This is a genomic window from Chryseobacterium sediminis (assembly GCF_008386505.1).
GTDB classification, from domain to species: Bacteria; Bacteroidota; Bacteroidia; order Flavobacteriales; family Weeksellaceae; genus Chryseobacterium; species Chryseobacterium sediminis.
This window is the reverse complement of the sequence record NZ_VUNZ01000005.1, coordinates 58,618-84,580: the sequence shown is the minus strand read 5'-3', so window position 1 is coordinate 84,580 and position 25,963 is coordinate 58,618. Positions and strand designations below refer to the sequence as shown.

Annotated in this window: 19 protein-coding genes and 1 riboswitch; of the genes, 3 read left to right on the top strand and 16 right to left on the bottom strand. The window is 36.9% G+C overall.

What is annotated here, in order from left to right:
- Positions 1–137: 137 nt before the first annotated feature.
- From FW780_RS20215 to FW780_RS20185, 7 genes are all read right to left on the bottom strand, one after another.
- The gene (locus FW780_RS20215) at positions 138–2,240 is read right to left on the bottom strand and encodes a prolyl oligopeptidase family serine peptidase (protein ID WP_149835419.1); all 2,103 of its coding nucleotides are present in this window, start codon (positions 2,238–2,240) and stop codon (positions 138–140) included.
- Between the two features lie 96 nt (positions 2,241–2,336).
- Positions 2,337–3,014 carry a hypothetical protein gene (locus tag FW780_RS20210; protein ID WP_149835418.1) on the bottom strand — a complete coding sequence of 226 codons (678 nt, stop codon included), beginning with the start codon at positions 3,012–3,014 and terminating at the stop codon, positions 2,337–2,339.
- A gap of 80 nt (positions 3,015–3,094) precedes the next feature.
- Entirely contained in the window at positions 3,095–4,180 is a 1,086-nt protein-coding gene (gene prfA, locus FW780_RS20205; protein WP_149835417.1) for a peptide chain release factor 1, read from the bottom strand.
- Between the two features lie 144 nt (positions 4,181–4,324).
- Positions 4,325–5,638 (bottom strand): APC family permease, encoded by a 1,314-nt coding sequence (locus FW780_RS20200; protein WP_149835416.1) that lies wholly within the window; start codon positions 5,636–5,638, stop codon positions 4,325–4,327.
- A 7-nt stretch (positions 5,639–5,645) separates the two neighbouring features.
- A complete protein-coding gene (locus tag FW780_RS20195) occupies positions 5,646–8,069 on the bottom strand; it encodes a TonB-dependent receptor plug domain-containing protein (RefSeq protein WP_149835415.1) in 2,424 nt (807 codons plus the stop codon).
- 94 nt (positions 8,070–8,163) lie between these two features.
- Positions 8,164–8,269: riboswitch (SAM riboswitch) on the bottom strand.
- Positions 8,270–8,343: 74 nt separating this feature from the next.
- The gene (locus tag FW780_RS20190) at positions 8,344–11,181 is read right to left on the bottom strand and encodes an alpha-amylase family glycosyl hydrolase (protein ID WP_149835414.1); all 2,838 of its coding nucleotides are present in this window, start codon (positions 11,179–11,181) and stop codon (positions 8,344–8,346) included.
- Between the two features lie 192 nt (positions 11,182–11,373).
- Complete coding sequence (locus tag FW780_RS20185) at positions 11,374–13,452, bottom strand: T9SS type A sorting domain-containing protein (protein WP_149835413.1); 2,079 nt, start codon at positions 13,450–13,452, stop codon at positions 11,374–11,376.
- A 154-nt stretch (positions 13,453–13,606) separates the two neighbouring features.
- Between FW780_RS20185 and FW780_RS20180 the strand changes: the two genes are divergently transcribed.
- The gene (locus FW780_RS20180) at positions 13,607–14,479 is read left to right on the top strand and encodes a helix-turn-helix transcriptional regulator (protein ID WP_167510768.1); all 873 of its coding nucleotides are present in this window, start codon (positions 13,607–13,609) and stop codon (positions 14,477–14,479) included.
- Positions 14,480–14,572: 93 nt separating this feature from the next.
- Here the strand turns inward: FW780_RS20180 and FW780_RS20175 are convergent, their stop codons facing one another.
- Together FW780_RS20175 and FW780_RS20170 are read right to left on the bottom strand one after the other, a co-directional pair.
- Positions 14,573–14,857, bottom strand: coding sequence for a hypothetical protein (locus FW780_RS20175; RefSeq protein WP_174774482.1), 285 nt, complete (start codon positions 14,855–14,857; stop codon positions 14,573–14,575).
- A 93-nt stretch (positions 14,858–14,950) separates the two neighbouring features.
- Positions 14,951–16,558 (bottom strand): fumarate hydratase, encoded by a 1,608-nt coding sequence (locus tag FW780_RS20170; protein WP_142018895.1) that lies wholly within the window; start codon positions 16,556–16,558, stop codon positions 14,951–14,953.
- Between the two features lie 171 nt (positions 16,559–16,729).
- On the opposite strand from FW780_RS20170, the gene FW780_RS20165 reads away from it, so the two are divergent.
- Together FW780_RS20165 and fumC are read left to right on the top strand one after the other, a co-directional pair.
- Complete coding sequence (locus FW780_RS20165) at positions 16,730–17,179, top strand: hypothetical protein (protein WP_149835411.1); 450 nt, start codon at positions 16,730–16,732, stop codon at positions 17,177–17,179.
- Between the two features lies 1 nt (position 17,180).
- Positions 17,181–18,575 (top strand): class II fumarate hydratase, encoded by a 1,395-nt coding sequence (gene fumC, locus FW780_RS20160; protein WP_149835410.1) that lies wholly within the window; start codon positions 17,181–17,183, stop codon positions 18,573–18,575.
- A 75-nt stretch (positions 18,576–18,650) separates the two neighbouring features.
- Here the strand turns inward: fumC and FW780_RS20155 are convergent, their stop codons facing one another.
- The 7 genes from FW780_RS20155 to FW780_RS20125 all read right to left on the bottom strand — a co-directional run bounded on the left by FW780_RS20155 (position 18,651) and on the right by FW780_RS20125 (position 25,860).
- Positions 18,651–19,694, bottom strand: coding sequence for a porin family protein (locus FW780_RS20155; RefSeq protein ID WP_149835409.1), 1,044 nt, complete (start codon positions 19,692–19,694; stop codon positions 18,651–18,653).
- Between the two features lie 29 nt (positions 19,695–19,723).
- Positions 19,724–20,332: a hypothetical protein gene (locus FW780_RS20150; RefSeq protein ID WP_149835408.1), complete on the bottom strand. Its 609-nt coding sequence runs from the start codon at positions 20,330–20,332 to the stop codon at positions 19,724–19,726.
- Positions 20,319–20,879 carry an RNA polymerase sigma factor gene (locus FW780_RS20145; RefSeq protein ID WP_149835407.1) on the bottom strand — a complete coding sequence of 187 codons (561 nt, stop codon included), beginning with the start codon at positions 20,877–20,879 and terminating at the stop codon, positions 20,319–20,321. The genes FW780_RS20150 and FW780_RS20145 overlap by 14 nt, the downstream gene beginning before the upstream one ends.
- Positions 20,880–20,993: 114 nt before the next feature.
- Entirely contained in the window at positions 20,994–21,932 is a 939-nt protein-coding gene (locus FW780_RS20140) for a Dyp-type peroxidase (RefSeq protein WP_149835406.1), read from the bottom strand.
- A gap of 17 nt (positions 21,933–21,949) precedes the next feature.
- A complete protein-coding gene (locus FW780_RS20135) occupies positions 21,950–22,666 on the bottom strand; it encodes an ABC transporter ATP-binding protein (protein ID WP_149835405.1) in 717 nt (238 codons plus the stop codon).
- Positions 22,667–22,669: 3 nt separating this feature from the next.
- A complete protein-coding gene (locus FW780_RS20130; RefSeq protein WP_149835404.1) occupies positions 22,670–24,136 on the bottom strand; it encodes a DUF5687 family protein in 1,467 nt (488 codons plus the stop codon).
- Between the two features lie 74 nt (positions 24,137–24,210).
- Positions 24,211–25,860: a DNA repair protein RecN gene (locus FW780_RS20125; protein ID WP_149835403.1), complete on the bottom strand. Its 1,650-nt coding sequence runs from the start codon at positions 25,858–25,860 to the stop codon at positions 24,211–24,213.
- Positions 25,861–25,963: the final 103 nt, after the last annotated feature.

Here is a 25,963-nt window from a genome sequence, read left to right as displayed (position 1 = left end):
AATTACTTAATTAATTTAGAATTAATAAACTTTAAATATCCGCCATAAAAATAAGCATTATAAACACAACAGCACAAAAAAAACAGTCAATTTTAAATAAAATCAACTGTTTTCTTACATATTATATTTTTTTATCGTTATTTCTTTATTCCCATCTCAAATAAAGCAAATGATATAAGATCTGCATTTTCACTGATTACCTGATCTGTTGCTCTTCCGGCTCCATGACCTGCATTCTTTTCAATTCTCAGCAAAATAGGATTTTTACATGCCTGTTTTTCCTGTAGCTCCGCTCCAAATTTGAATGAGTGTGCCGGAACTACCCTGTCATCATGATCACTGGTAATGATCATTGTTGATGGATAGCAAGTTCCTGCTTTTACATTGTGTACAGGAGAATATGATTTAAGATATTCAAACATTTCTTTACTGTCTTCTGCAGTACCGTAGTCATAAGACCATCCCGCTCCGGCTGTAAATTTGTTATACCTCAGCATATCCAAAACTCCTACTCCCGGGAATGCTACTCTTGCCAGATCCGGGCGCATTGTCATTGTTGCTCCTACCAGCAATCCTCCATTTGATCTTCCTGAAAGCGCCATGTAATCTTTTGAAGTATATCCTTTGCTTTGAAGATATTCTCCCGCAGCGATAAAGTCTTCAAAAACATTTTTCTTTTGTTGTTTTGTTCCGGCATCATGCCATTTTTTACCATACTCACCTCCTCCACGGATGTTCGGAACGGCATATATTCCGCCATTTTCCATCCAGATTGCATTTACAACAGAGAATGAAGGCTGTAAGCTGATGTTAAATCCTCCGTAAGAGTACAGGATAGTAGGGTTTTTACCATCAAGTTTAGTTCCTTTTTTATAATTGATCATCATAGGAACTTTTGTACCGTCTTTTGAAGTATAGAAAACCTGTTCTGAGATATAATCATCCGGATTAAACTTCACTTTCGGTTTTTGATACACTTCAGATTTTCCTGAGTCTACGTTAAATTTATAAGTAGTTCCCGGAGTAATATAATTGCTGAAGGAGAAGTAAACATCTTTCTCTTTTTCTTTTCCGCCGAATCCTGAAATATTTCCTTTACCAGGAAGCGTAATTTCTCTTACCAGTTTTCCAGCCTTATCAAACTGTTTTACCTGATCTATGGCATCAATCATATAAGTGGCAAAGAAATATCCTCCACCGGAAGAAATTCCTAATACATTTTCAGTTTGTGGAATTACATCCTTCCATGTTGCAGGAGCAGGATTACTTATCGTTGTTTTTACAAGACGCATATTTGGAGCATCTTTGTCTGTAAAAATGAAAAGATCATCCCCTTGTGTATCTACAATGCCGGCATTGATATCAAATCCGCTTACAATTTGTACAAAGTCTCCTCCTTTTTTCAGGTCTTTGATATACAATTCATTTCCATTGGTAGCATTAGCCGCAGAAATAATCAGGTATCTCTGATCTTCAGAAACGCCTGCACTCAGATATCTTCTTGGTGTTTTATCTCCTCCGAAGATCAATTTATCTTCAGACTGTTTTGTTCCCAATTTATGAAAGTATACTTTGTGTTTATCCGTCATACCGGAAAGTACAGTTCCTTCTTTCGGTTTGTCGTAGCTTGAATAATAGAATCCTTCGTCTCCCTGCCAGGAAATTCCACTGAATTTCACATCCAGCAGAGTCTCATCAATTTGCTTTTTGGTAATAGCATCAATAATGATAATTTTGTTCCAGTCACTTCCTCCTTCAGAAATAGAGTAAGCAGCAAGATTTCCTTTTTTATTGAATGAAAGATTGGAAAGAGAAGTTGTTCCTTTTTCCGAAAATTTATTAGGATCTAAAAATATTTCTGTAGCGTTGGTTTTATTGTTTGTTCTGTACAAAACAGACTGCGCCTGCAAACCATCGTTTTTATAGTAATAAGTATAATCTCCTTCTTTGAAAGGCGCTGAAATTTTTTCATAATTCCAGATTTCCTTCAACTGGTTTTTAATTTTATCCCTGAACGGAATTTTAGAAAGATAATTCTGACTGTAAGCGACTTCTTCATCTACCCATTTTTTTGTAGGTTCAGAATCATTTTCCAGGTCTCTGAAAGGATCAGAAACAGCACTTCCGAAATAGGTATCTGTCTGGCTTCCTTTTAATGCTTTAGGATAATTCATTTTCTGAGAATAAAAAGATGCTGAAAACAAAACTCCAGCTGTTAACAATATAGGTTTAAAATTCATACTGATCGGTTTTTCTCAAAAATACGCAAAGTATGTGAAATAAAAAAAGTCCCTTTGCATTGGGACTCTTTATTCTTTAGTGGAATATTTTTTCAACTATTCATTGGCTCCGAAGCTTTCAAAATAGAAATCCGTAAGATTGGTAACAATTTCATCCGGACTACCGTTCCAATAGTATATTTTATCGCCTTCTTTAAGCTCGTATAGATTAAAATTCTGATCGGTTGTTACTGTTTTATCAGCATTTTTGAAGTCCTGAACAGCCTGAATCAAATATTTCTTCAGATCTTCAGCTTTTATTTTATTAAGATCACCCTTTGGTCCGGAAGTTAGTTTTGATGGAACAAGGAAGCTTACGGAGTAACTTATTTCTGCGATTTTTTCTCCCTCCATATATTCATTCGGGACAACTTTTACATTTTTAACAGTAAGTTTTCCTGTTTTAAAATTCCCAAACATGGCTGTAAAATACTCCTCTGCCTCTTTTTTGCATGCTGCAGCGGTAGCCTTAGGGAAAGCAGACAGAAAATTCTCTACACTGCCGTTCATCATTTCTTTTGAAGTTTCTTTAAAATCTACCTGATAAGCATTCTGCCCTTCCACTGTTGGTTTTAAGTAGTCATTAAGTTTATTCAATGCCGCTTCATCATTATTTACAAAAGTTCCGAAGAATAATTCAAATGCCTCTTTAGGTTTCTTCACTTCAGTTTGAGCGATCAGTTGCTGCCCCATCATGGTAAGTAGCAGCAGAAAAATAATTTTGTAGTTTTTCATAGTTTATATTTGTATGTTTAGTTATTTGAAAGAACAAAGCCCCTGAAGGATCAGAGGCTTTGTTTTTATTTCTAGTAATTTTAGTAATTTTCTTCTTCTCCCTTCATCTTCTCTGCATTTTCTGCCATGATTACGGCATCAATCATTTCAGAAATATCTCCGTTCATGTAAGCATCGAGATTGTACATAGACTTGTTGATTCTATGATCTGTAACTCTTCCCTGAGGGTAGTTGTATGTTTTAATTTTTGCAGAACGGTCACCGGTAGAAACCATAGATTTACGTTGTGCAGCAATATCTCCCTGTACTTTCTGTAATTCGATATCGTATAATTTTGTTCTTAGCATCTCCATTGCCAATTCACGGTTAGCTAACTGAGAACGAGCCTGTTGACACACCACAACAAGTCCTGATGGTTTGTGGGTAAGCTGAACTTTCGTTTCAACCTTGTTTACGTTCTGACCTCCGGCCCCTCCTGAACGGGAAGTCTGCATTTCAATATCAGCAGGATTCAGCTCAAAATCTACTTCTTCAGCTTCCGGCAGAACAGCAATTGTAATGGCAGAAGTGTGTACTCTTCCCTGAGATTCTGTTTCAGGTACACGCTGTACACGGTGAACTCCGGACTCGAATTTCATGATTCCGTAAACACCTTCTCCTTCCACTTTCATGATCAATTCCTTGTATCCTTTCGCTGCTTCGTTAGAATCTGTTACTTCATGTCTCCAACCCTTTGTTTTGAAATACATGGTATACATTCTGTAGATATCTTCCACAAAGATAGCGGCTTCATCTCCTCCTGTTCCGGCACGTAATTCTACGATAACGTTTTTGTCATCGGCAGGATCTTTAGGAATCAGTAATACTTTCAGCTCTTCTTCCAATTCAGGAAGTTTAGCCTGAGCTTCCAGTTTTTCTTCTTTAGCAAGATCTACCAGATCTCTGTCTGAACCGTCTGCAATGATCTCTTCAGATTCTGCAATACTATCCAGCGCTCCTTTGTACTGATCGTAAACTCTTACAATTTTTCCCAAATCACTATATTCTTTGTTCAAAGAAGAATATCTTTTTTGGTCTGAAATGACATCAGGCTGTATAATAAGGTCTGCAACCTCATTATATCTTTGTTTTATAGCTTCTAATTTTGGAATTAATGATTTAGACATTGTAGAAATTTTGTGGGTGCAAAGATAAGCATTATTAATTCAAAATTAAAATTACTGATGATCATAAATTTTTGAGCATTAGGGATAAAGAGAACAAAACTGTAAAAAGATGGATTTACAAATTTACATATCAGTCTTTCTGCGCTATGAAGACTTGTTCTGGTGTTGTCTGGAAAGTCTTCTGTCAATCCAATATAAAACAACCCCAACAACAATAATTCCTACTCCGATAAGGCTTTCTTTAGGATTATGAATAAATGTAAAATAGAGAATATAGATACTGAACAATAGAAAAACGGCCGGAAAGATATGAAACGCATTCGATTTAAAAATTTTCCTGTCTTTTTTCTTCAGGAAGAATACGGTAGAAATCGCCAGGCTCGCAAAAAGCTGTAAGATAAAGGCTGTATAGACAAATATTTCTTTGAAACTTCCGGTCAAAATAATAATAGTTGCAATCACTGCATGGGCAAAAATGGCCCTCACGGGAATTCCTTTTGCATTTCCTATTGATAAAGGTTTCCAGATGTAAGTATGTTTTGCAAAGGCCTGGGTTAATCTTGAGCCTACCCATAGATATCCGCTTATGGTAGCAACCAACTGTAAGGCAATAAAAATATTGACAATTTTTCCAAAAGCAGAACCTAACATATTGACAGCAGCTTCTCCCATCACGTCTTCTTTTCCTGCCAACTGACTTACAGGAGCATGTTTCAGCATAATATAATTCACTAAAATATAGCTTATCGTCACGAAAACGGTGCCTATAATCAAAGATTTGGGAAGATTTTTCTGAACATCTTTTATTTCTCCGGCGATATAGGAAGCAGAGTTCCAGCCCGTATAAGAATAGGTCACAAATACAAGTGATGTAGCAAAAGCGGGAAACATAATTTCATTCTGCCAGCTGTCAGTGAAGTTCAGACTGTTTCCAAGCTGCGGAGATTCCGAAAGTCCTACTCCCAAAATCACCAGCACAATAATAAAAGCTATTTTAATGAAGGTGAAAAAGTTATGAAATCTGCTGGATGTTTTTAAGCTGAATGACAATGCAACAGCCACGAGAAAAATCGCGGCAATCGCAAAACCATTTCCGAAAGTATAATTAAATACAGAAAGATATTTTGACATTGCTAGTGCTGCCAATGCAACAGGAGAGGAAAATCCAATAATCAGGGAAACCCAGCTTATCAGGTATCCGAACAGTGGATGATAGGTTTCTTTAAGATAAATAAAATCTCCACCGTTTCCTTTGAAGTGTGAACCCAATTCGGCGTAGCAAAAAGCTCCGAACAGAGCGAGAATTCCTCCAATAGCCCATAACAGGAAAATACTATAGGTATTGGTAATATCAGATAATTGAAAACCGAGGGTCGTAAAAATCCCCGTTCCTATCATATTGGAAACGACAATGGCGGCGGCTGTCTTCCAGCCAATCTGATGTGAGGTAGTACTCATTTAATGATTAAAAGTTAAAATTAAGTCTTCCGAAGAAATAATTCCCCAGTGTTCCCATCTGAACCGGTGCATATTTGAATACTCCATAATACGAATTTTCATAGATCTGGCGATCCGGGAAGACATCAAATACGTTATTGGCTCCTACCGTAAAGTTGATACTTTTTGTAATATCATATCCAACACTGATGTCTGTAACTACTTTTGGGGAGAATTCCTGGACTCCTCCAAAGGGATAACCATCTCTTATTACTTTGCCAAAATAGGTATTTCTTACGAGAAAATTGAATTTCCCAATTCCATAATTTAATCCCAATGAAGCTTTTGTTTTCGGAGAAAGGGTTTCAATAATATTGATCTGATCCGGACCAAAAAACTGATCCTGAGGTGTTCCTAAATTTTCTGGAAAATGGAAATCTGTGATTTTTGTTTCTGTATAGTTTCCTGCCAGATTCACATTTAATTTCCCTTTGCCTAGAACCCAGTCATAAGTTACTATCAAGTCTACTCCTTTTGTTTCTGTATCTATTGCATTAGCAAAAAAACGTCCGCTTTCTACCTTAAACTGTTCTAATCTTGAATCTGTAATATTGCTGGTGATCACAATTCTGTCTTTTACTCTTATCCAGTATCCATCTACAGAAATAGACAATCTGTTTAAAGGTCTCAGCGTAAATCCTGCACTTGCGTTGACAGAAGTTTCCTGCTTAAGCTTATCAAATCCAAGAATCTTAGCGGCTTCGCTATCGTTGCTAAAGATTCCTTTCGTAACAATCTTTGATCCTGTTGTCGAAATATCTGCATAGGAATTATTAAAATACTGTTGTTGTAGTGAAGGAGCCCTGAATCCTGTTCCAACAGCTGCTCTTACGGCATAATTTTTTACGAATTCATATCGTATGGCCAGCTTTCCATTCAATGTATTCCCAAAATCTGAATAATTTTCAAATCTGGCAGCAGCATCAATATTTAATTTTTTATCCAAATCATACGAAACATCCGCATATACAGCTGTGGAATGTCTATCTTTTTTCAAGGCATTGTTTGGAGAAAATCCGATAAAGGATTGAGATCCTCCAGCACCAAGTACTGTTGATCCTTCAGTGGCAACATTTCCATTGATGTCATATTGGGTATAGGAAGCTTCATCACCGGCTTTGATCTGATATTGTTCAAATCTGAATTCTCCCCCGAAAGCAATATTGAAACGGTTTATATTTTTGGAAACATCAAGATTCACCGTATTCTGAAGGAAACTATGCGCTCCTGCGTAAAAACGGGTGGGTGATTTTGCTCCAAGAGATGCATTATTGGTATTGCTCACATTATAATTGAAAGTATTACTTCCGAATGTGTTGCTTAGGTCTAATACCCAATCATTGAAATTATATTTCGCTCCCACAGCATAGGAAACATCATACACCTGAGATCCTAAATTGGCCTGAAATCCGTTCGGATAAATGGATGAAACCACATTGGATGTTTCGCTTGGCAGCCTTCTGAAACCAAACCCCTTTCCTTCTTTAATACTGAAACCTCCGAAAGAATAGATTTTAAATTGATCGTTAAAAGGGTATTCCGAGTTGAAAAACAGCTGTCCCTGCCTGATCTGGGCATCTCCGATCTGAAAATTAAAATCATCGCGGGTCAATCCTCTTTTCTCGATTTCTGCATCATCTGCAGCTCTGGCTGCTTCAGGATTATCGGCAAATGCATATGCGAAATTATCTCCGAAAATATCCAGATCATGGTTTTGAGTTCTTGTGGTTTTTCCTCTGTGGCTTAGCTGTAATGAAAGGTTGATATATCCGTCTTTCTTTCCTAATGAAGCTCCATAGTTAGCTCCTGCCTGATAGGTATCTCCGTCATTTCTCCCAGTCAAACCGTAAGTAAGACTTGCTGAGGCTCCTATATTTTTTTTAAGAATAATATTGATCACTCCTGCTATGGCATCAGAGCCGTATTGCGCTGCCGCACCGTCTCTTAACACTTCTATTCTATCAATAGCAATGACAGGAATTGTACTCAGATCTGTTCCCACAGAGCCATTTCCTACCGTATTCTGATAGTTGACTAAAGAAGTAGTGTGTCTTCTTTTTCCGTTCAGCAATACGAGAACCTGATCAGATGCCATTCCTCTTAAAGTTACAGGATCAATATGTTCCGTCCCATCAGAAGCAGACTGTCTCACCGCATTAAACGATGGAATAACATAATTAAGAAGATCCTGAGCAGTCATTTGCGGAGAACTCCTTTGGATTTTGTCAATATTGATAACATCTACGGGAACCGGTGTTTCCAGTTTTGTTCTTTTAACATTACGGTTTCCAACGATGATAATATCTTCGATTTGTTTTCCTTTTTCCTCATTCTCTTGAGCAGCAATCAAAATTGCCCCTAGCAATAATACAGCTGTACTTAATTTTTTCATTTTTGTTCTTGCCAATTAATAATAACAGTCTGACGGATATTTCCGCAGATATACAAGACTTCAAGAAATGGAATTCATATAAGAATATTGACTTCACTTATCTCCCCCGCAGGGTTGGAATTAGCACCTTTACACTTCTGGAATCGTGCAGGTTGCTAAGGTTTCTCTGGGCCAAATCCCTCCACCTTTCTTGATAAATCTACTGCAAAAGTAGACTAATTTTTTAAATCCACAAAAAAAGCAGATCTGCTGTACTGCAAATCTGCCTTTTCTTTTACTTAACAATCATCTTTTGAATGGCAGTTCCTGTTTCTGATTTCAACTGAACCAGATAAGTTCCTGCCGGATAATTGATTTTCACTTCATAAGTTCCATTTTCTTTATTCAGTTTGAATGAGTCCAGTTTTTTACCGGTCATATCAAAAATCAAAATTTCTCCGTTTTTCGCTTTGTTAAAAATCAATTTAGCGATTCCATTTTGTATCGGATTGTCTGCAATATGGAGAGACAATTTATTTCCTGCATTGATATCCGTTGTTGACAAAGATCCTGCATAGTTCCCAAAGATTCTGAATTCTCCCGGTTGCAAAGTGATAGGAGCTGTTGTAGAAGTCACATTTGAAATACTGTTATCCATCAGATTCTGCCATTGCCCTGTGTAAGGAAAGTAAGGAACAACATTTTGTGCAGATGTATCATAATTGGCCAGTACGACTACATTTTTTATCCCTGTTGTAATCGCCGGATCGTAGAGATAAATTCTTGTAATCAGTCCATTTGGGTCATTCGTCAGATTATTGGATTCTATACTGTATGTTTTAGTTTTAAAAATCTGATGAGAATTTCTGATCGTGATTATTTTTGCCCATGTATCATATACTGCTTTTCTGTTTGCATTGGTATCATATCCCAAAGTAAATGCAACAGGTTTCTCATCCGTTCTGCATCCGTTATTGATAGTACCGTCAGCACATCTATTGATACTGAATTCATATCCTAGCTCACCAAACTGCCAGATCATTTTCGGGCCGGGAATTGTAAAGAAAGTCGCACCGAAAGTTTTCATTCTCTCAAGAGCAGTATTAAGATTTTTAACATCATAACTTCCATTCGCTGCACCATATGCAAGGTTTTTAAACATCAGTCTTTCTTCATCATGACTTTCTCCATACCCAACAGCACGCATATTGGTAAAGCCATGAAGACTATGGTTCATCCTGTCATAATTACTGTTGTCTTTATATCCCATGGTATTCTGATTATAAGGATCTGTCTGTTTATTCCAAAGCATTACCCCTTTCCCTTCTGCTACCCTGTAGTTTGCCCATTGCTGTTCTTCCGCATCCGTCCCCAGGTGTTCAAAGATCATATATGAATTGGGATCAATTGCCCATTGCCTGTCGGCATAGTGTTTCATGATATCTACTCTGTCCTGTTGATAGGCATTGGTACATGCTTCGTCATTTTCAGAGCAGCTTTGGGTAAATCCTTTGGTTAAATCCCAACGGAATCCGTCAATACGATATTCTGTAAGCCATTGCTGAAGACATCTTTCAACGTAATATTGAGTTGAAAGGCTTGTATGATTAAAATCGTTAAATACATTGTATGAATGTTTGGGAACCTGATTGAAATAAGGATTGTTTGCAGCAACATTTCCATAGCCGTCTCCATCAGGATCTACATTCCAAAGTCTTACCAAAGGTGAACGTCCTGTTGCATGGTTAAATGCCACATCCAAAATAACTGCAATTCCGTTCTGGTGGCAGAGATCTACAAATTCTTTAAATTTTTCAGGAGTTCCATAGGCTTTGTCCAATGCATAATGGAAGGATGTATTGTATCCCCATGAAAGGTTTCCATCAAATTCCATGATGGGAAGTAATTCTATAGCATTGATCTTTAGATTTTTTAAATAAGAAATTTTATTGATCAATGACTGCCAGTTCTTATCCTGCGTGAAATCTCTCAATAATAATTCGTAAACTACCAGATCTTCTTTTGCCGGTCTCTGAAAATTGGTTACCTGCCAGTTATAGGCTGTTTGTCCCGTTTTAAATGTTGAAACCTCAAAACCCTGCCCAGCAGGAAATGCAGGTAAACTTGGATAGGTAGAAGCTGAAATCCAAGGATCATCGTAAGAAGATAAAATCTGAGGGGAATACGGGTCTGCTACTTTTCTTAAATCATTGGTTCTGTATTGGAAAGTGTAGAGCTGCTGAGGAGTGATCCCGTTGAGTTCAATCCAGTAAAGATCCGGGTTTGTGGTATCTTTTTTCATTAAATACGTGTCATTCACCGCCCAGTTATTAAAACTTCCGATGACATGTACAAAGCTTTTGCCTGGAGCATATAACGCAAGCCCCACTTTGGTCTGATCTGTCGGATGATAATTAATCCCCTGCTTAATCCAGTTTGGAATGGCTTCAGAAACTACATTTCTCGGAACCTGTAAAATAAATGTTCCATTTTTAGAATTAGATCCTTGCGTTGCAACAAGTTCCATATTGGCATCCTCAGAAACAGTATAATTATAAGAGTAAGATTGTGAAGGAATTGTCGTTGAATTGATAACAATTCCATTTGCTTTTAACTGAAATGTCGCATTGACATTGGTAGTCGCTGTAATATTGATTGAATTCCCTACCGGAACAGAAGTCAGGCTATTGGCCAGTGGATTGGTAAGGCTTAAGCTTAAAGTACCCACATTGACAAAAATGTCCGGTGAGGTCTGATGAGATCCTGTTTTATCTTTTAATAAAAATCCGAATCTTCCGATTCCTGTTCTACCAAAAAAAGAAGTAGGGGTAAAAGTGAGTGAATAGCTGTCTGTTGCAGCATTATAATTTAGTTTATTCAAATCATTGGAGTTACTCCAGCTGCCATTGGTAGGACAGTCCTGACTGTTTTGATAATTAGTATCAAAAGACCATGACCAGATATAAATAGCATTGTTAGACACACCCCATGCCGATTCATCAATCTGATCTCCCGGAACTGTAAGAGTAACAGCATCAGTTTCATTGAATGGATTTGGTGTAATGGTATAATTAATCTGTCCAAAAACAGCCATAGCAATCATCAGAAAAACAACGGAATAAAGCTTTTTCATTTCTTATTTTTTATCGAATATAGCATAAATTTTTCTTCATAACGACTATTTTCATCCAGTCTTCATCAAATATTTCAATTTTCCGGGAAAAAATAAAATTAAAAAAGGCTCATGAAAATTTCACGAGCCTCCCAATAAAAGTAATTGTAATGAACTATTTTTTGAACGAAAATCTTTAGTATTGAAATTCTGTTAGTCTTTTATAATTTTTTTAGAAACGGACTGTCCATTCTTCAATTTTAATTCTACGATATATAGCCCTGAAGGAAGTTCAGTCATGTTGATCTGATTATCTGAGAACTGTACATTCATCTTTTGCCCTACCGCGTTGATAACGTTTACTTTTTCAATCACGGAGTCTGATTTAACTGTAAGAATTCCTTTTGTCGGGTTAGGATACATTCCTATAACCGCATTATTCAGCCTGATATCTGAGGTACTTAAAGAAGATGAAGGCTTAATACATCTTACCGAAGACCCCTGACCTCTCATTCCTCCGGCTGAAGGGTTCGCGATAGTGGTTCCGATATATAGATATTTCGCTCCTAAACTTGATGTATCTGAACTCCAGAAATATCCTCTTTGTCCTACAAAACTAAAGTCTCCGTTACTGGAACTTCTGTTTCCTCCTGCCGGTAATTTAAGATTACTGCTGTAAGCCGTTGCCGGATTACCAATACCTTCAGCACCTACCAAAGCAGTCCAATCTGCCTGAGAAGGCATTTTCCAGTCTGCTCCGATTGCTTTACAAGGATCTACCCCAGCGGATGCAGTAGCCTGTGAAGCTATTACTCCTGTCCATGTATCTGAACTTGCAAAACCTGCCCACCATGCCGGAGATCCTGCGATATACGCTCCTCCTGCTGCACCAATTCCTTCCGGAGTATTAGATGAAGGGGCTTGCGCTACCTGTGAATTTCTAAGCTGGTGACCATCATCCCATCTTCCCCACTGGAAAAGATCTCCATATGCATTCGCATCAGCCACTGATGAAGCAACCTGTGTGCTTCCCAGATTCTGCTGAAGCCATATTTTCCCGTCTGCTCCTCTTACTGTAGAATAAGCAACCTGCTGACCACGATACATAAAACTTACGCAGCCTATATCTCCTACATTTGTTCCCGGGTCTGTATTGCTACATGTTTGTGGATTTAATGTCAGAGAAATTCTTTTAACTTTCGTTGTGTTGTCTGAATAAGCAAGAACAAGATAATTATGTGCTTTATCTATTGCAAGGTCGTTGTATTTTGCTTCACCATCCGACACAAAGTCACCTCCAAAAACAACCCAGTTTTGTGAATCATCTAATTTATACACCGTATTTCTCAGGAAATTATCGTTCTCAAAACGGCTGGCAACTACATATGGTTTCCCGGATTCTGTTACTGCTAAAGCAACATGCTGAACTTTTCCGTCTGAAAAATTAGCATTTCCCACCTGAACCCATGAGTTTCCATCAAATTTTTTAACATTCAATTTTTTTCCTCCTGCTGAGTTTGAAACATAGGCTACATAAATAGTATTAGATCCATCCAAAGCGATATCAGCATTGTATTGCTCTCCCGAAGAAGAAGCATCTGCAGCAGCACCTCCTACAAGACTCCAGTTTTGCGAAGAACCTGCGCCAGTACTGTTTTGATATACTTTTAAACCTCCGGAAACATTACATGTATACACCATATCATTAGTTCCAATAACCATTTCTGCAAATTCTGCACCCCCTGAAAAACCGGCATTTCCTACCTGTTCCCATGCTCCTGCAGAATATTTTTTCACAGTTCCTGAACCATAAGATCCATACGTAAAGAGAATATTATCAGATGATACCGCAGAGGCCTGATAATTTACAGAACTATCTGTAACATTGGGAAGCTGAGACCATAAAGATCCTGTAAATAAACGCACTTCCATTCCTGAACCTGGGTATCCCAGCTGATTGGTATAGTAAAGACTGTTTCCGTTAGGACTTATAGATAATGAATTGTAAGTAGCTGTTCCTGTAGTAACTCCGGCGCTTCCTCCTAAATAGGACCATGAATTTCCGTTAAATTTCTGAACAGAACCTCTCGCTACGGAAACATCATAATATGACAGATAATAATTTCCTGAGTTGTCAATAACTAAATTGTTAAAACTGCTTCCTGCCGCTGATACATCCTGAATGCCTCCAACATTTTCCCATTGCTGAGCATACAAGCAGCTTCCGGCAATAGTCAGCAACGTTAATCCCGTTCTGATTTTCTGTATTGCAAAATGTAAATCTCTAAACATATAAAATATTATTTTTAATTATTCTAAATTTAATTTAATTTTGCGCAAAAGTACTTCTCATATTTAACCCCGAGTTATCATTTCCGAACTTTTAGTTATCCTGTGAGGGACTTTTACCTTAAGTAGTTGTACCATGGCCGTAAAAATGTGTTGTATGAGGAAATCATCTAAAAGTGGACTTTTGTTCAGATCCGAAGACATCAAAATTATTATGCAGGAAGATCTGTGCCCTGATCAATCCTTCAAATCTCATATGATGGAGGGAAAGGCAAGCTTTAATCTTCTTTTTTTATTAAGTGATGGAATTAATTTGGAAGCTCATGACTGTGGAACTCAATTTTCATTTAAGAAAAACCAATACATTCTCCACTACTCTCCTAAAGAAAGTGTTGCAGAATTATGGACAGAAAACCAGGAAATTTTGAAGTATCTTCAGATTCAGATCAATTATCAATATGTTTTCAACCTCATCAATCCTGAGCATAATCGTGAGAATGCAGAAATCCTGGAAAATATGACTCATAATAATTTCATATTCCTCCATAAAGAAACACCGCCGGACATGACGGTTGAAATGCATATGATTGTAAAGGAAATTCTGGGCTATACCAAAAAAGGAATTATGCAGAAATTATTTATAGAAGCAAAGGTTATCAAACTATTGATTTTGATTTTTGAGCAGTTCAATGAGAAAAACATACTGGAATCTACTCCAAAAACTCCTGAAATGATAAGAAAATTCATTGATGAAAATTACCACAGGAATATAAAAGCGGAAGAGATTGGAAAGTATATGGGTATGAATCAGAGTATTATCAGGAAGGAGTTCAAGGCTCAATATCATACTACGATTGCTCATTATATATCGGAACTCAGAATGCTTAAAGCCAAGAAACTGATTACAGATAAAGAAATTATGATCAAAGAGATCGCTATTGAATGTGGCTATGAATATCTCCAGAACTTTACACGGGCTTTTAAAAAGAAGTTTGGAGTGTCGCCGGAAAGTCTCAGGAATAATAAATAGAAAAACCGCCTAATTGCTTAAGCGGTTTTGTATATGTTGTTTTGCTTTGATATTACTTTTTCAGAATTCAGGTGAAAAAGCAATGACAATCAATTAATGATGATGTCCGTGATCGTGAAGGAAAGGTCCGTTTCCTTTAGGCTCGTTATAGATAACTTCTACACCTTCCTGCTCAGAAATAAGCTTTCTTCTGATATCTTCAGGATCAAAAGGTTTTACTTTTCCGAAATACTCTTTCAAACCTTCAGTTAGCCACATTGGGATTACTAATCCGAAGAACATAAAAATACACCAGAATCCTACTAAGAACATAGTAATGAAGAATATAGTCCAAAGGAACTGGTAGAATGGCCAAAATGCTGATAATATCGTTATCATTCTCTTTAAGATTTTAGGCAAAAATAAAGCTTTTTTCTTTTTTACACAAAAGATCAGCGCTGTATTTTATTATTTATTTTAATTTTAAACTAATTAGTGAGCAAGATTTGCAAAGAAATCATTGCCTTTATCATCGGAAATAATGAATGCAGGGAAGTCTTTTACTTCGATTTTTCTTACCGCTTCCATTCCTAATTCCGGGAAGTCTACTACATCTACAGACACAATATTGTCTTTGGCCAGGATAGCTGCCGGTCCTCCGATAGATCCAAGGTAGAAACCTCCGTATTTATGACAGGCATTGGTAACATCTTTACTTCTGTTTCCTTTTGCAAGCATAATCATGCTTCCGCCATGGCTTTGGAATTCGTCAACATATACGTCCATTCTTCCTGCAGTAGTAGGCCCGAAACTTCCTGAAGCCATTCCTTCCGGAGTTTTTGCCGGTCCCGCATAATAGATCGGGTGGTTTTTGAAATATTCCGGCATTGGTTTTCCGCTGTCAATAATTTCTTTGATTTTTGCGTGTGCGATATCTCTTGCTACAATCAATGTTCCGTTCAGCTTCAATCTTGTTTTGATCGGATATTTGGAAAGTTCTGCAAGAATTTCCGGCATTGGTTTATTTAGATTAATCTCAACTGCTTCTTCCAGATGTGGAGGGGTATCAGGTAAAAATCTTTTCGGATCCTGCTCCAACTGCTCAAGGAAGATTCCTTCTTTTGTGATTTTCCCTTTAATATTTCTATCCGCAGAACAGGAAACTCCCATTCCTACAGGGCAAGATGCAGCGTGTCTCGGAAGTCTGATCACTCTTACGTCGTGAGTAAGGTATTTTCCTCCAAACTGAGCCCCAATTGCACTTTCCTGGCAGATTTTCTGAACTTTTGCTTCCCATTCAAGGTCTCTGAATGCTTGTCCTGCCTCATTTCCTTCTGTTGGAAGATGATCATAATATTTTGCAGACGCTTTTTTCACTGCGGCAAGGTTTGCTTCTGCTGAAGTTCCTCCAATTACCAATGCTAAGTGGTAAGGCGGGCAAGCAGCTGTTCCCAAGTCTGAAATTCTTTCTTTGACGAACTCTTCAAGAGATTTTTCGTTTAATAAAGATTTCGTTTTTTGGTATAAGAATGTTTTATTGGCTGAACCTCCTCCTTTTGTTAAGAATAAGAATTCGTAATAATCTCCTTTTTTTGCATAGATATCAATCTGCGCAGGAAGGTTAGACCCTGAATTCTTTTCATCAAACATCGTCAAAGGAACTACCTGAGAATATCTTAAGTTTCTTTTTTGATAAGTATTGAAAATTCCTTTGCTCAGGTATTCCCCGTCCTCTACTCCTGTGTATACATTTTCTCCCTTCTTTCCCATCACGATAGCTGTTCCCGTATCCTGGCATGAAGGAAGAGCCCCTTCAACAGCTACAGCAGCATTTTGCAAAAGGTTATAAGCAACGAATCTGTCATTATCTGTAGCTTCAGGATCATCAATGATTCTTCTAAGGCTTTCCAGGTGTGAAGAACGAAGCATGAAAGAAACATCTGCCATCGCTTCTTCGGCTAATAACTCCAGTCCTTTCGGATCAATCGTTAAAATTTCTCTTTCACCCAGTTTTTCAACCTTTACATAATCTGATGTAAGCTTCTTATACACCGTATCATCTTTCTGAATTGGATACGGATCCTGATATCTAAAGTCCATTCAATTTTTGTTTGTGCAAAAATACGTCTCATTAAAAAAAATATGAGTAAAATCAGTCATTTAAATTGATATTTATAATGATTATAAATTGCGGGTTTTTGAGTTTATAAGTACCTTTATAGAAAGTTATTGTAATAGCAAAAAGATTTTAAAATTGCATAATTCAATTGAATGAAAAATATATTAATCCTTTTTCTGTGTTTTATAATGTACGGTAGCAGTTTCGGACAATATGAAAGTACAATCCAGCTTTCAGGAACTTGGAACGGAAAAGTTGAAGATCATCCCATTAAATTTGAGATTTTGGAAAAAACACCTGATTCGGTTACGTTTTCATTTATCAATTTTCAAAATGAAAGGTTTACAATTTTAAAATCTGATGTAACAACTAATGAAAAAAATGAGTTTGTTATTTCTATTAAAGAGGCTAAATTTTCTTCACAACGCTACGAAGATTGCATGTTTTCAACAGGAACTTTAACTCTATCTAATGTCTTGCAGAACAGCATGAGACTAAATTTAAAATCAGTTGGGCCAACATGTTTTATAAGCTATGATGTGGGGAGGGATATGGCCGATATAAAGGATCTCATTTTAACAAAAGAAAAATCAAATAAATAATATGAATTACAGAATAGAAAAAGACACCATGGGAGAAGTGCAGGTACCTGCAGATAAATTTTGGGGTGCGCAGACAGAACGTTCCAGAAATAATTTCAAAATCGGGCCTGAGGGGTCAATGCCGCATGAAATCATTGAGGCTTTTGCATATCTGAAAAAGGCAGCTGCTTATACCAACACTGACCTGGGAGTACTTCCTGCTGAAAAAAGAGACATGATCGCCAAAGTATGTGATGAAATTCTGGAAGGAAAACTTAATGACCAGTTTCCTTTGGTGATCTGGCAGACAGGTTCAGGAACACAGTCGAATATGAATATCAATGAAGTAGTTTCAAACAGGGCTCACGTTAATAACGGCGGAACATTAGGTGAAAAATCTGAAATCCACCCGAATGACGATGTCAACAAATCCCAATCTTCCAATGATACCTATCCTACTGCCATGCACATTGCAGCCTACACAAAAGTAGTGGAAGTAACGATTCCTGCAGTTGAGAAATTAAAAAACACGCTTGCTGAAAAGTCTAAGGCATTCAAAGACGTTGTAAAAATCGGGAGAACCCATTTAATGGATGCTACACCACTTACTCTGGGACAGGAATTTTCCGGATATGTGGCTCAATTGGAATTTGGATTGAGAGCTTTAAGAAATACTTTACCTCATCTTTCTGAATTGGCATTAGGAGGAACTGCTGTAGGAACAGGATTGAATACTCCTAACGGGTATGATGTAAAAGTGGCAGAATATATTTCTCAGTTTACGAAACATCCTTTTATTACTGCTGAAAATAAATTTGAAGCTCTTGCAGCACACGATGCCATTGTTGAATCTCACGGAGCTTTAAAGCAACTGGCTGTTTCTTTATATAAAATTGCTCAGGATGTAAGATTATTGGCATCAGGACCACGTTCCGGAATCGGGGAAATTCATATTCCTGAGAATGAACCGGGATCTTCAATCATGCCAGGAAAAGTAAATCCTACACAAAATGAAGCTTTAACAATGGTTTGCGCTCAGGTTTTAGGAAATGACACTACAATTTCGTTTGCAGGAACTCAGGGGAATTATGAACTGAATGTTTTCAAACCGGTAATGGCTTACAATTTCTTACAATCTGCCCAATTGATTGCTGATGCATGTATTTCTTTCAACGACCATTGTGCTGTAGGTATTGAACCGAATCATGAGAGAATTAAAGAGCTTGTTGACAAATCTTTAATGCTTGTTACAGCTTTAAATACTCACATCGGGTATGAAAATGCAGCCAAGATTGCTAAAACAGCTCATAAAAACGGAACTACATTGAAGGAAGAAGCCATCAATCTTGGTCTGTTAACTGCTGAACAGTTTGACGAATGGGTAAAACCAGAAGACATGGTAGGAATTTTAAAATAACACTTCTTGCCTTAACCATAACAAAAACTCCGGGTAAAATCCGGAGTTTTTTGTTTACTATCAATCAATGGTTATTTAATCTAATCCAATGCTTAAACCGAATATTAATGCTTTATCATTTTTAAAATAACTGTCTTTAAAGAAATTGCTGAAATCTTTTTTAACAAATAAACTGAAACTGTTGTAAGAGAAAGTAAGCTGCGCTCCATACACAAAAGGATTCACCTGATAATTTCCGCGGTCTCTGGTTTCACCATCAATTCCTTTTACAATATTGTTCGTAGACATTTTTACACCTCCATATACATTGGCTCCAATTTTAAATCCGGTATAATAACTTCTGTATTGAACATCCATCCCGCCATTTTTAAGCTTGGAAAAATTATACTGCATACCAAGAGGAACCATGATATACCCGGTTCTCAGCTTACTTTTATCAAGATTCCCATTGTACTGAGCCAAAGCGACTCCCTGATCTGCACTTCTTGTAAAAAGCATATTATTATCTGCTCTTACGGTTCTCCAGGAAAATCCTAATCCCGAAATAACAGCCCACGGACTTGTTCTGCTAAGTTGATAGTTCAGTTTCAGACCAAATTCTAAGTTATTGGCATAACCGATATTTTTATCCAGTTCGTTATCCGGAGAGCTATTCGTCAGTGTCATGATTCCGTAAGAGAAATATCCTGTAAAGCTTCTGCTGGGACGGAACTTTTTCAACAATTTTTCTTTAAGCTCTTCTTTAGAAGTCACATCAGTATTTAAGAGAGAATATCTTACCTGCTTCTGAATAACATCGTCCAAATCGAATCCAAGCTCTTCAATTCTCTTATCCATTTTCTCAGAATAACGGTCTGCGATCTGAGCTTTCTCTCTATCAAATTCTGCTTTATCAAGGTTTCTTGCCTGCAAAACCACCAGTTCTTCTTCCATGAGCTTTTTTTCTTCCTGAATAATGGCATTGATTTTCGTGGCATATTCTTCCACCTTCTCTTTTACAATCGGGCTTACTTCGGTGTCTTTTTTAGAAGACAGATTAATATTCAGAGCTTTCTTCTGTGCATAGAACGATGCTGAAACAGAGCATAGCAATCCCATTACGATTAATTTCTTGATCATATTATTAATTTTTAATTTTTTCGGATAATTTATCTGGCATTCAGGTCAATAGTAGTAGCCACATTACTTCCATCTTTAGTTTTTTCAATGACATCTTTATGTTCTACTGAAAAAAGAAGTGTAGAAGGGTCTACATATTTTTTTCTTTTAACCGGAGTTTTTAAAGAATCGGCTTTTGCGATAAGCTTAGGACTAGAAATCTGAGGAATTTCCAGTTTTTTCAATGGAGTTTCTCTGGGAATAATTTTATTTTGACCTATTGCTACTGCAGAAATCACTTCTTCTTTATCTTGGGAAGATATTTTCTTTACTTCCTTTTTATCATTATTCTGAGCAGCCAGAGGTGTATCATGTTGAATTGGGTCTTTTAAGATTTCCTCTGACTTATTTTTTTCTGCTTTCTTTACTATTTCAGGTTGAATTTCTGAAGGTTGATTGAGAAAAAACAGAACAGTTCCTAAGCTCAATGTCAACATTAAGCAGGCAGCCACTAAAAACCAGTTCATTTTTGATTTAGAACGGCTATTGTTGCTGTTTTGAAGCTCAATTTCAGACCAGAGATCCCGAGATGGGGTAACCTCTCTTTCGTTGATCTGTTTTTTGATCTGAGACTCAATAGTATCTTTAGACGTTTTCATTTTTCACTTTTTTTTGTTGTTGAAAGTAGATCTTTCTTAATTTTTCTTTTGCTCTAAACAGCTGTGTTTTGCTGACAGCCATTGAGATCTGCAAAGTATCAGCAATCTCCTGATGAGAATATCCTTCCAGCACATACAGATTAAAAACCATTCTGTAGGCATCAGGGAGCTGATCTAAGAGTTCCTGTGCGTTAAAATCACAATCAATCTCCGGCTCGTGGATGTCTTCATGAAAAGACTGGTTGATCTCATCCAGGTAGAACACTGTTTTATGGCTTTTGATAAAGTTCAGGCATTCATTCACCACAATTCTTCTTGCCCAGCTTTCCAGATTCGACTCTCCCCTGAAGCTTTCTATGTGCTTAAAAATTTTACAGAATGCTTTAATGAGACAATCTTCTGCCTGATACAAATCGCTCACATAGCTTTTGCTTACACTCAGGAATCTCTTTACATTCTGTTCATAGAAAATCTTCTGTGCAGCCGGATCCTGTTTTTTCAGGAGGCTCAACAAATCATTCTTTTTATTTCCGAACAAGAGTTTCATGCTTATGCTGTTTCTATACTAAAGACAATCAAAACAAAAAAAGGTTACAATTTTTTGAAAAAATTATTGATATTATTTAAAAAGGCTGCCCTGGAATGGGACAGCCTTTATATTTTATCCTGAGAATTCATCAAGCATATTTCGGGTAGGAACAAAGAAAAGTGTCCCTGTAACTGCTGTGCTGAAATCTAAAATTCTGTCATAATTTCCCGGCGGATCACCTATAAACATATGGGTCAACATCTTTTTTGTTGTTGTAAATGTGCTTGAATAGGCAATAAAATAGGTTCCAAACTCATTAGTAGAAGGATTCCCAAAAGGCATATTATCTCTGACGATTTTCAATTCTTCTCCATTTTCTCCTTCAATATTAGCTAAAGCGATGTGTGAGTTGGAAGGTTTTACATCATCAGACATTTCAATATCATTTTCTTTTGATCTCCCTATTACTTTCTCCTGATCTTCTGTCGACAAACCTTTCCAGGCATCCATATTATGAAGGTATTTTTGAACGAAAAGATAACTTCCTCCTTTGTATTGAAGGTCTTCATCTCCTATTTTTGCAAAATAATCACGGTCATCTCCATGCGGATTTTCTGTTCCGTCTACAAAACCAAGAATGGAACGTGCATCCCAATATTTAAATCCATGAATCTCCAGAATACTTTCCGCCACTGAACTCAATAACTTGGATATTTCGATTGCCATATCGAAAATCAGGCTTTTGTTATCTGCTCTCAGGTGAAAATGAAGATCTCCGGGAGTAGAAACAGCGGTGTGCTTTATTCCTTTTATTTCTTCAAAATTGATTAGTTCCTTTGGCAATGGGGTCGGAAGTTCAAGCTTTCTCCAGGCCTCGGCCCCAATTCCCATTACACAGCTTGCTCTGCTGTCCGGAAAACGGTTGAAAACTGAATTATTAAGGTTTAAAACCAAAGCACATAACTCCTGAAAAATATCTTTCAGCTGTGGGCTGTCATTAAGTTTCCAAACCATGAAAATAGTATTGCTATTTGGATAGTCTGTAACATTTTGTGATTCTATAGTATTCATACCTCTTTTTTGTGGTATTAAATATCCGAAACTGAAACCTGATCTGCAAAATATTGTTCCAGATCTTTCAAAGTTTCCGGGTTGGTCTGAATATCTTTTACCAAAAGGCCTTTATTCACTACCACTATTCTGTTACATACTTCTGTTGTATGCGAAAGATCATGGCTGGAAATAAGGAAAGTAACACCATCCTGTTTGGATAATTCCTTGATCAGGTTTTTAAGCTTAATCTGTGTGGACGGATCCAGATTGGCAAAAGGCTCATCCAAAATAATAATTTCGGGATTCCCAATAATTGCCCCTACAATTCCTACTTTTTTCTGATTCCCTTTTGAAAGATCACGGACATATTTCCCGGATTTAAGGATTTCTCCGTTGAAGAAATCGTGAAAAGGCTTCAGGAATTCATCTACAGAGGCTTTGTTCTGTCCTCTCAGCTCTCCAATGAAGTAAAAGTATTCCTCCGGAGTAAGATAGCCGATAAGAAATGTATCGTCTACAAAGGCTGACACTTTATTTTTCCATGCTTCAGATTCACTGACTTTAATTCCGTTAATACTTACAGATCCTGTGGTAGCCTGAATCAAATCCAGCATCAGGCTGAAAAGAGTTGTTTTTCCTGCTCCGTTGTTCCCTACGAGGCCAAATGTTTCCCCATTTGGAATTTCAAGATGTTCAATATTAAGAACGGTTGCTGTTCCGTATGTTTTGGATAAATTTTGTATGTTGATCATGGCTTAACTTATATTTTTAAATGCATCCAGTGTGCTGTATTTTTCTTTCTTGTAAAGTTTTACGATAATATTGAAGATCTTCTCTCTCAAGAAAAATCCGATAATACCGATAATGGCAATGCTTATTACTCCGCCTGTAATTCCTGAGAAATATTTTGCTAAGGCAAATACACCCATCGGAAGAAGCATTTTAGGAATCAGCAGAAGCATCGTTATCAGGTTGAAACTTCCTTTCTGCCCCATTCTTTTCTCTTTTAAATTAAGATCAATCTGAGTTTTGTTGAAAGCCCCGGACCATAAGGTAAATTGAGAATTGACTCCGATATTGTATAATCCCGCAGCAAAGAATGTAATATACACTTCCCAGCCAAAGTACACATAGCACAGTGCTGCAATCATAGAAACTCCTGTTACAATGTTCATCAGCCACCATTTGCCCTTTAAATAGTCTTTGTAAGGAACATTCAGCGTCATCATCAATGGATAATATGAACTATCAAAAGCAGGAACTCTCTGTCCAAACAGAAACTGGAAACCTCCCGTCACGAAAAGTCCCATAAGCATCATCATCGCCGGAGTTTTGTATAGGGAAGAAGTAAACATCAGCAATCCATAAAACAGAAACATAAAGCTACCCAGCAGAATCCCTTTGGTGACTTTATTACGTCTCAGCATTTTAATATCATTATTGATAAATGTTCCAATAACTCCATATTTATTAAGGAAAGCTATATTCTCTGTTTTCCCTACTGTTTTCTTGGCTTCAAGACCTTGGTCAAGATAAAATTCTTTACGAAGGTAACGGAAACATATCCACCACAACATTATAAACAAAGCAACAGGTATCAGCGCAAAGTATGGTTTTTCATAGAAGCTAAAGAAAACTGATTCAGAATATGATAAAACCGGAACAATATGGTAATATCCCAGCATTCCTATGCCCAAAAAGCATACTCCTATAATCACTGCCAAAGTTTCTTTACCGTTGAAGAAAATATTGATGAAATTATTCAGATAGAGTAATGAAATTACACCTATAAGCCATACCAATACTCCTAAGATACTATATCCGTTGAATAAAGCAATCAGTGAAAATGTGATAAAGAATAAAGAACTCAGCCAGCTGAATGCTGAAAGAAAAGTTTTGGCAAGCATGTAATTAACCAAAGTATTTTTCCGGATATTCATTGTGAGGAATGGCTTGATATTCTGGGTAGGAATTTCCTGCCAAAGATATTTAAGAACAAGATCAATAATCCAGGCAATAATCATGAATTTTGAAATCATCTTCAAAGGATTCTGATGCATTTCCTCCTGTATATAGAAAAAAGCTATAAAAGCTCCACCTACAAGACATCCTACGAAATAAAGTATCGCAATAAAACGAAGGATTTTCATGGTCAGATTGATCCCTAAAGATGTACCACGGAAGAAGCTTTTTATTTCAAGCCTAAGGAACTTTAGAAACATATGTTAGTTTTTTACATTAGTAAATATAATGTAAAATATGTTACAAATTTTTAAAGAAAAATAGATTTATGGAGTTATCCAATAAGCTCTTTTGCCTGTGCCAGAGCTGCTTCCGTAATTTTGCTTCCGGAAAGTAACTGGGCAATTTCGTTCAGCTTTTCTTCGTTGCTCAAAGGAATTATAGTAGATTGTGTTTTGCCGGAAATATCCTGTTTTACCACTTTATAATTATCATTTCCTTTTGCAGCAACCTGCGCAAGGTGGGAAATAACGATCAGCTGCATGTCTTCAGACATTTCTCTCATAAGATTTCCGATCTCTTCGGCAACTTTTCCTGAAACTCCGGTGTCAATTTCGTCCAGAATAAGGGTTGGAAGCTCATCACTTTCTGCAATAATTTTCTTTACAGCAAGCATTACCCTTGATCTTTCTCCTCCGGAAATAGCAGTCTGAATTGGTTTTAAAGGGAAGCCGGAATTAGCCTGGAATAACAGCTGGATATTTTCTTTTCCAAACGGGTTGAATTCTTCAGCATCCTGCAGTTCTATATCAACTTTAGCTTTTTCCAGCCCTAATTTTTTTAGAAGACTTTCTGCTTTTTTAATAAAAACAGGAACATTCTTGCTTCTGTTTTTTGAAAGTTTTTCAGCAAGGATCTGTAGCGTTTTTTCTTTCTGAGAAATATTTTCTTCTGTTTCCTCAATCTGGGCTTCCAGTTCAGAAGCTCCTTTCTGATCTCCTGCCAGCGTGTTTCGGATTTCAATCAGTTCATTAAGATCTGAAACATTATGTTTAAGAAATAAAGCGTTTATTTTATTATTCAGATCAGTAAGATATACCAGATTTTCAGGATTGATTTCAACTCTTTCCGCCGCATGTTCCAGTTCAGAAATAATATCTTTCAATTCTACAAAAGAGGTTTCCAGCCTTTCATCAAGCTCTGCGAAACTGGTAGAAACTTCGGAAATTTTTGAAAGCTTATGCGTAGCTTCATGAAAGAAAGACAAGATTCCTATTTCTTCCTGATGAAACCTAGACAGGATCTGACCTACATTTTCTGAGATCATCCCTGCATTTTCCTGAATGGAAAGCTGGTTCTGAACATCTTCATAGTCTACATCATCAAGTTTCAGCTCTTCCAGTTCATTGAGTAAAAAATCTTTATAATCGCTTTCTTTATTGGCTTCTGATAATTGAGTTTTCAGTTTTTTCAACAGCAGTTTCAGACTTTGAAAGTCAGAAAATTCCTTTTGATACTCTTCAATAATTTTTTTATTATCAGAAAGTCCGTCGATAATTTTAAACTGATATTCTGAAGTGAAAAGATTGGATGTCTCAAACTGGGAATGAATATCAATTAACTGTGAGGAAAGTTCTTTCAAAATATCCAGTGTTACCGGCACATCATTGATGAAGGCACGGGATTTTCCGGAAGGAAGGATTTCTCTTCTTATAATCGTCTGAAGCTCATAGTCCAGATCATTTTCAATAAAGAATTTCTTAAATTGATTATTCAGGGAGAACTCAGTTTCAACTACGCTTTTCTCTTCAGCTTTGGCAATTGATTTTACATCTGCCCTTTCTCCTAAAATAAGCCGAAGCGCTCCTAAAATAATAGATTTACCCGCTCCTGTTTCACCGGTAATAACCTGTAAACCATTTTTCAGAGATACTTCAAGGGTATCAATCAGGGCAAAGTTTTTAATGTATATTCTAGAAAGCATTGATAATCCGGATTATGGTCCAATTTGAGTTTGAACTGTAAAAATAAGTTTTTTTTTAATGAATTGAGAAAATGTTTAGGGTGCTTGTTAATAGATTTCAATC

Coding starts and splice junctions, on each gene's coding strand:
- FW780_RS20215 (WP_149835419.1), bottom strand. CDS start 2,240: ATGAATTTTAAACCTATATTGTTAACAGCTGGAGTTTTGTTTTCAGCA.
- FW780_RS20210 (WP_149835418.1), bottom strand. CDS start 3,014: ATGAAAAACTACAAAATTATTTTTCTGCTGCTACTTACCATGATGGGG.
- prfA (WP_149835417.1), bottom strand. CDS start 4,180: ATGTCTAAATCATTAATTCCAAAATTAGAAGCTATAAAACAAAGATAT.
- FW780_RS20200 (WP_149835416.1), bottom strand. CDS start 5,638: ATGAGTACTACCTCACATCAGATTGGCTGGAAGACAGCCGCCGCCATT.
- FW780_RS20195 (WP_149835415.1), bottom strand. CDS start 8,069: ATGAAAAAATTAAGTACAGCTGTATTATTGCTAGGGGCAATTTTGATT.
- FW780_RS20190 (WP_149835414.1), bottom strand. CDS start 11,181: ATGAAAAAGCTTTATTCCGTTGTTTTTCTGATGATTGCTATGGCTGTT.
- FW780_RS20185 (WP_149835413.1), bottom strand. CDS start 13,452: ATGTTTAGAGATTTACATTTTGCAATACAGAAAATCAGAACGGGATTA.
- FW780_RS20180 (WP_167510768.1), top strand. CDS start 13,607: ATGAGGAAATCATCTAAAAGTGGACTTTTGTTCAGATCCGAAGACATC.
- FW780_RS20175 (WP_174774482.1), bottom strand. CDS start 14,857: ATGATAACGATATTATCAGCATTTTGGCCATTCTACCAGTTCCTTTGG.
- FW780_RS20170 (WP_142018895.1), bottom strand. CDS start 16,558: ATGGACTTTAGATATCAGGATCCGTATCCAATTCAGAAAGATGATACG.
- FW780_RS20165 (WP_149835411.1), top strand. CDS start 16,730: ATGAAAAATATATTAATCCTTTTTCTGTGTTTTATAATGTACGGTAGC.
- fumC (WP_149835410.1), top strand. CDS start 17,181: ATGAATTACAGAATAGAAAAAGACACCATGGGAGAAGTGCAGGTACCT.
- FW780_RS20155 (WP_149835409.1), bottom strand. CDS start 19,694: ATGATCAAGAAATTAATCGTAATGGGATTGCTATGCTCTGTTTCAGCA.
- FW780_RS20150 (WP_149835408.1), bottom strand. CDS start 20,332: ATGAAAACGTCTAAAGATACTATTGAGTCTCAGATCAAAAAACAGATC.
- FW780_RS20145 (WP_149835407.1), bottom strand. CDS start 20,879: ATGAAACTCTTGTTCGGAAATAAAAAGAATGATTTGTTGAGCCTCCTG.
- FW780_RS20140 (WP_149835406.1), bottom strand. CDS start 21,932: ATGAATACTATAGAATCACAAAATGTTACAGACTATCCAAATAGCAAT.
- FW780_RS20135 (WP_149835405.1), bottom strand. CDS start 22,666: ATGATCAACATACAAAATTTATCCAAAACATACGGAACAGCAACCGTT.
- FW780_RS20130 (WP_149835404.1), bottom strand. CDS start 24,136: ATGTTTCTAAAGTTCCTTAGGCTTGAAATAAAAAGCTTCTTCCGTGGT.
- FW780_RS20125 (WP_149835403.1), bottom strand. CDS start 25,860: ATGCTTTCTAGAATATACATTAAAAACTTTGCCCTGATTGATACCCTT.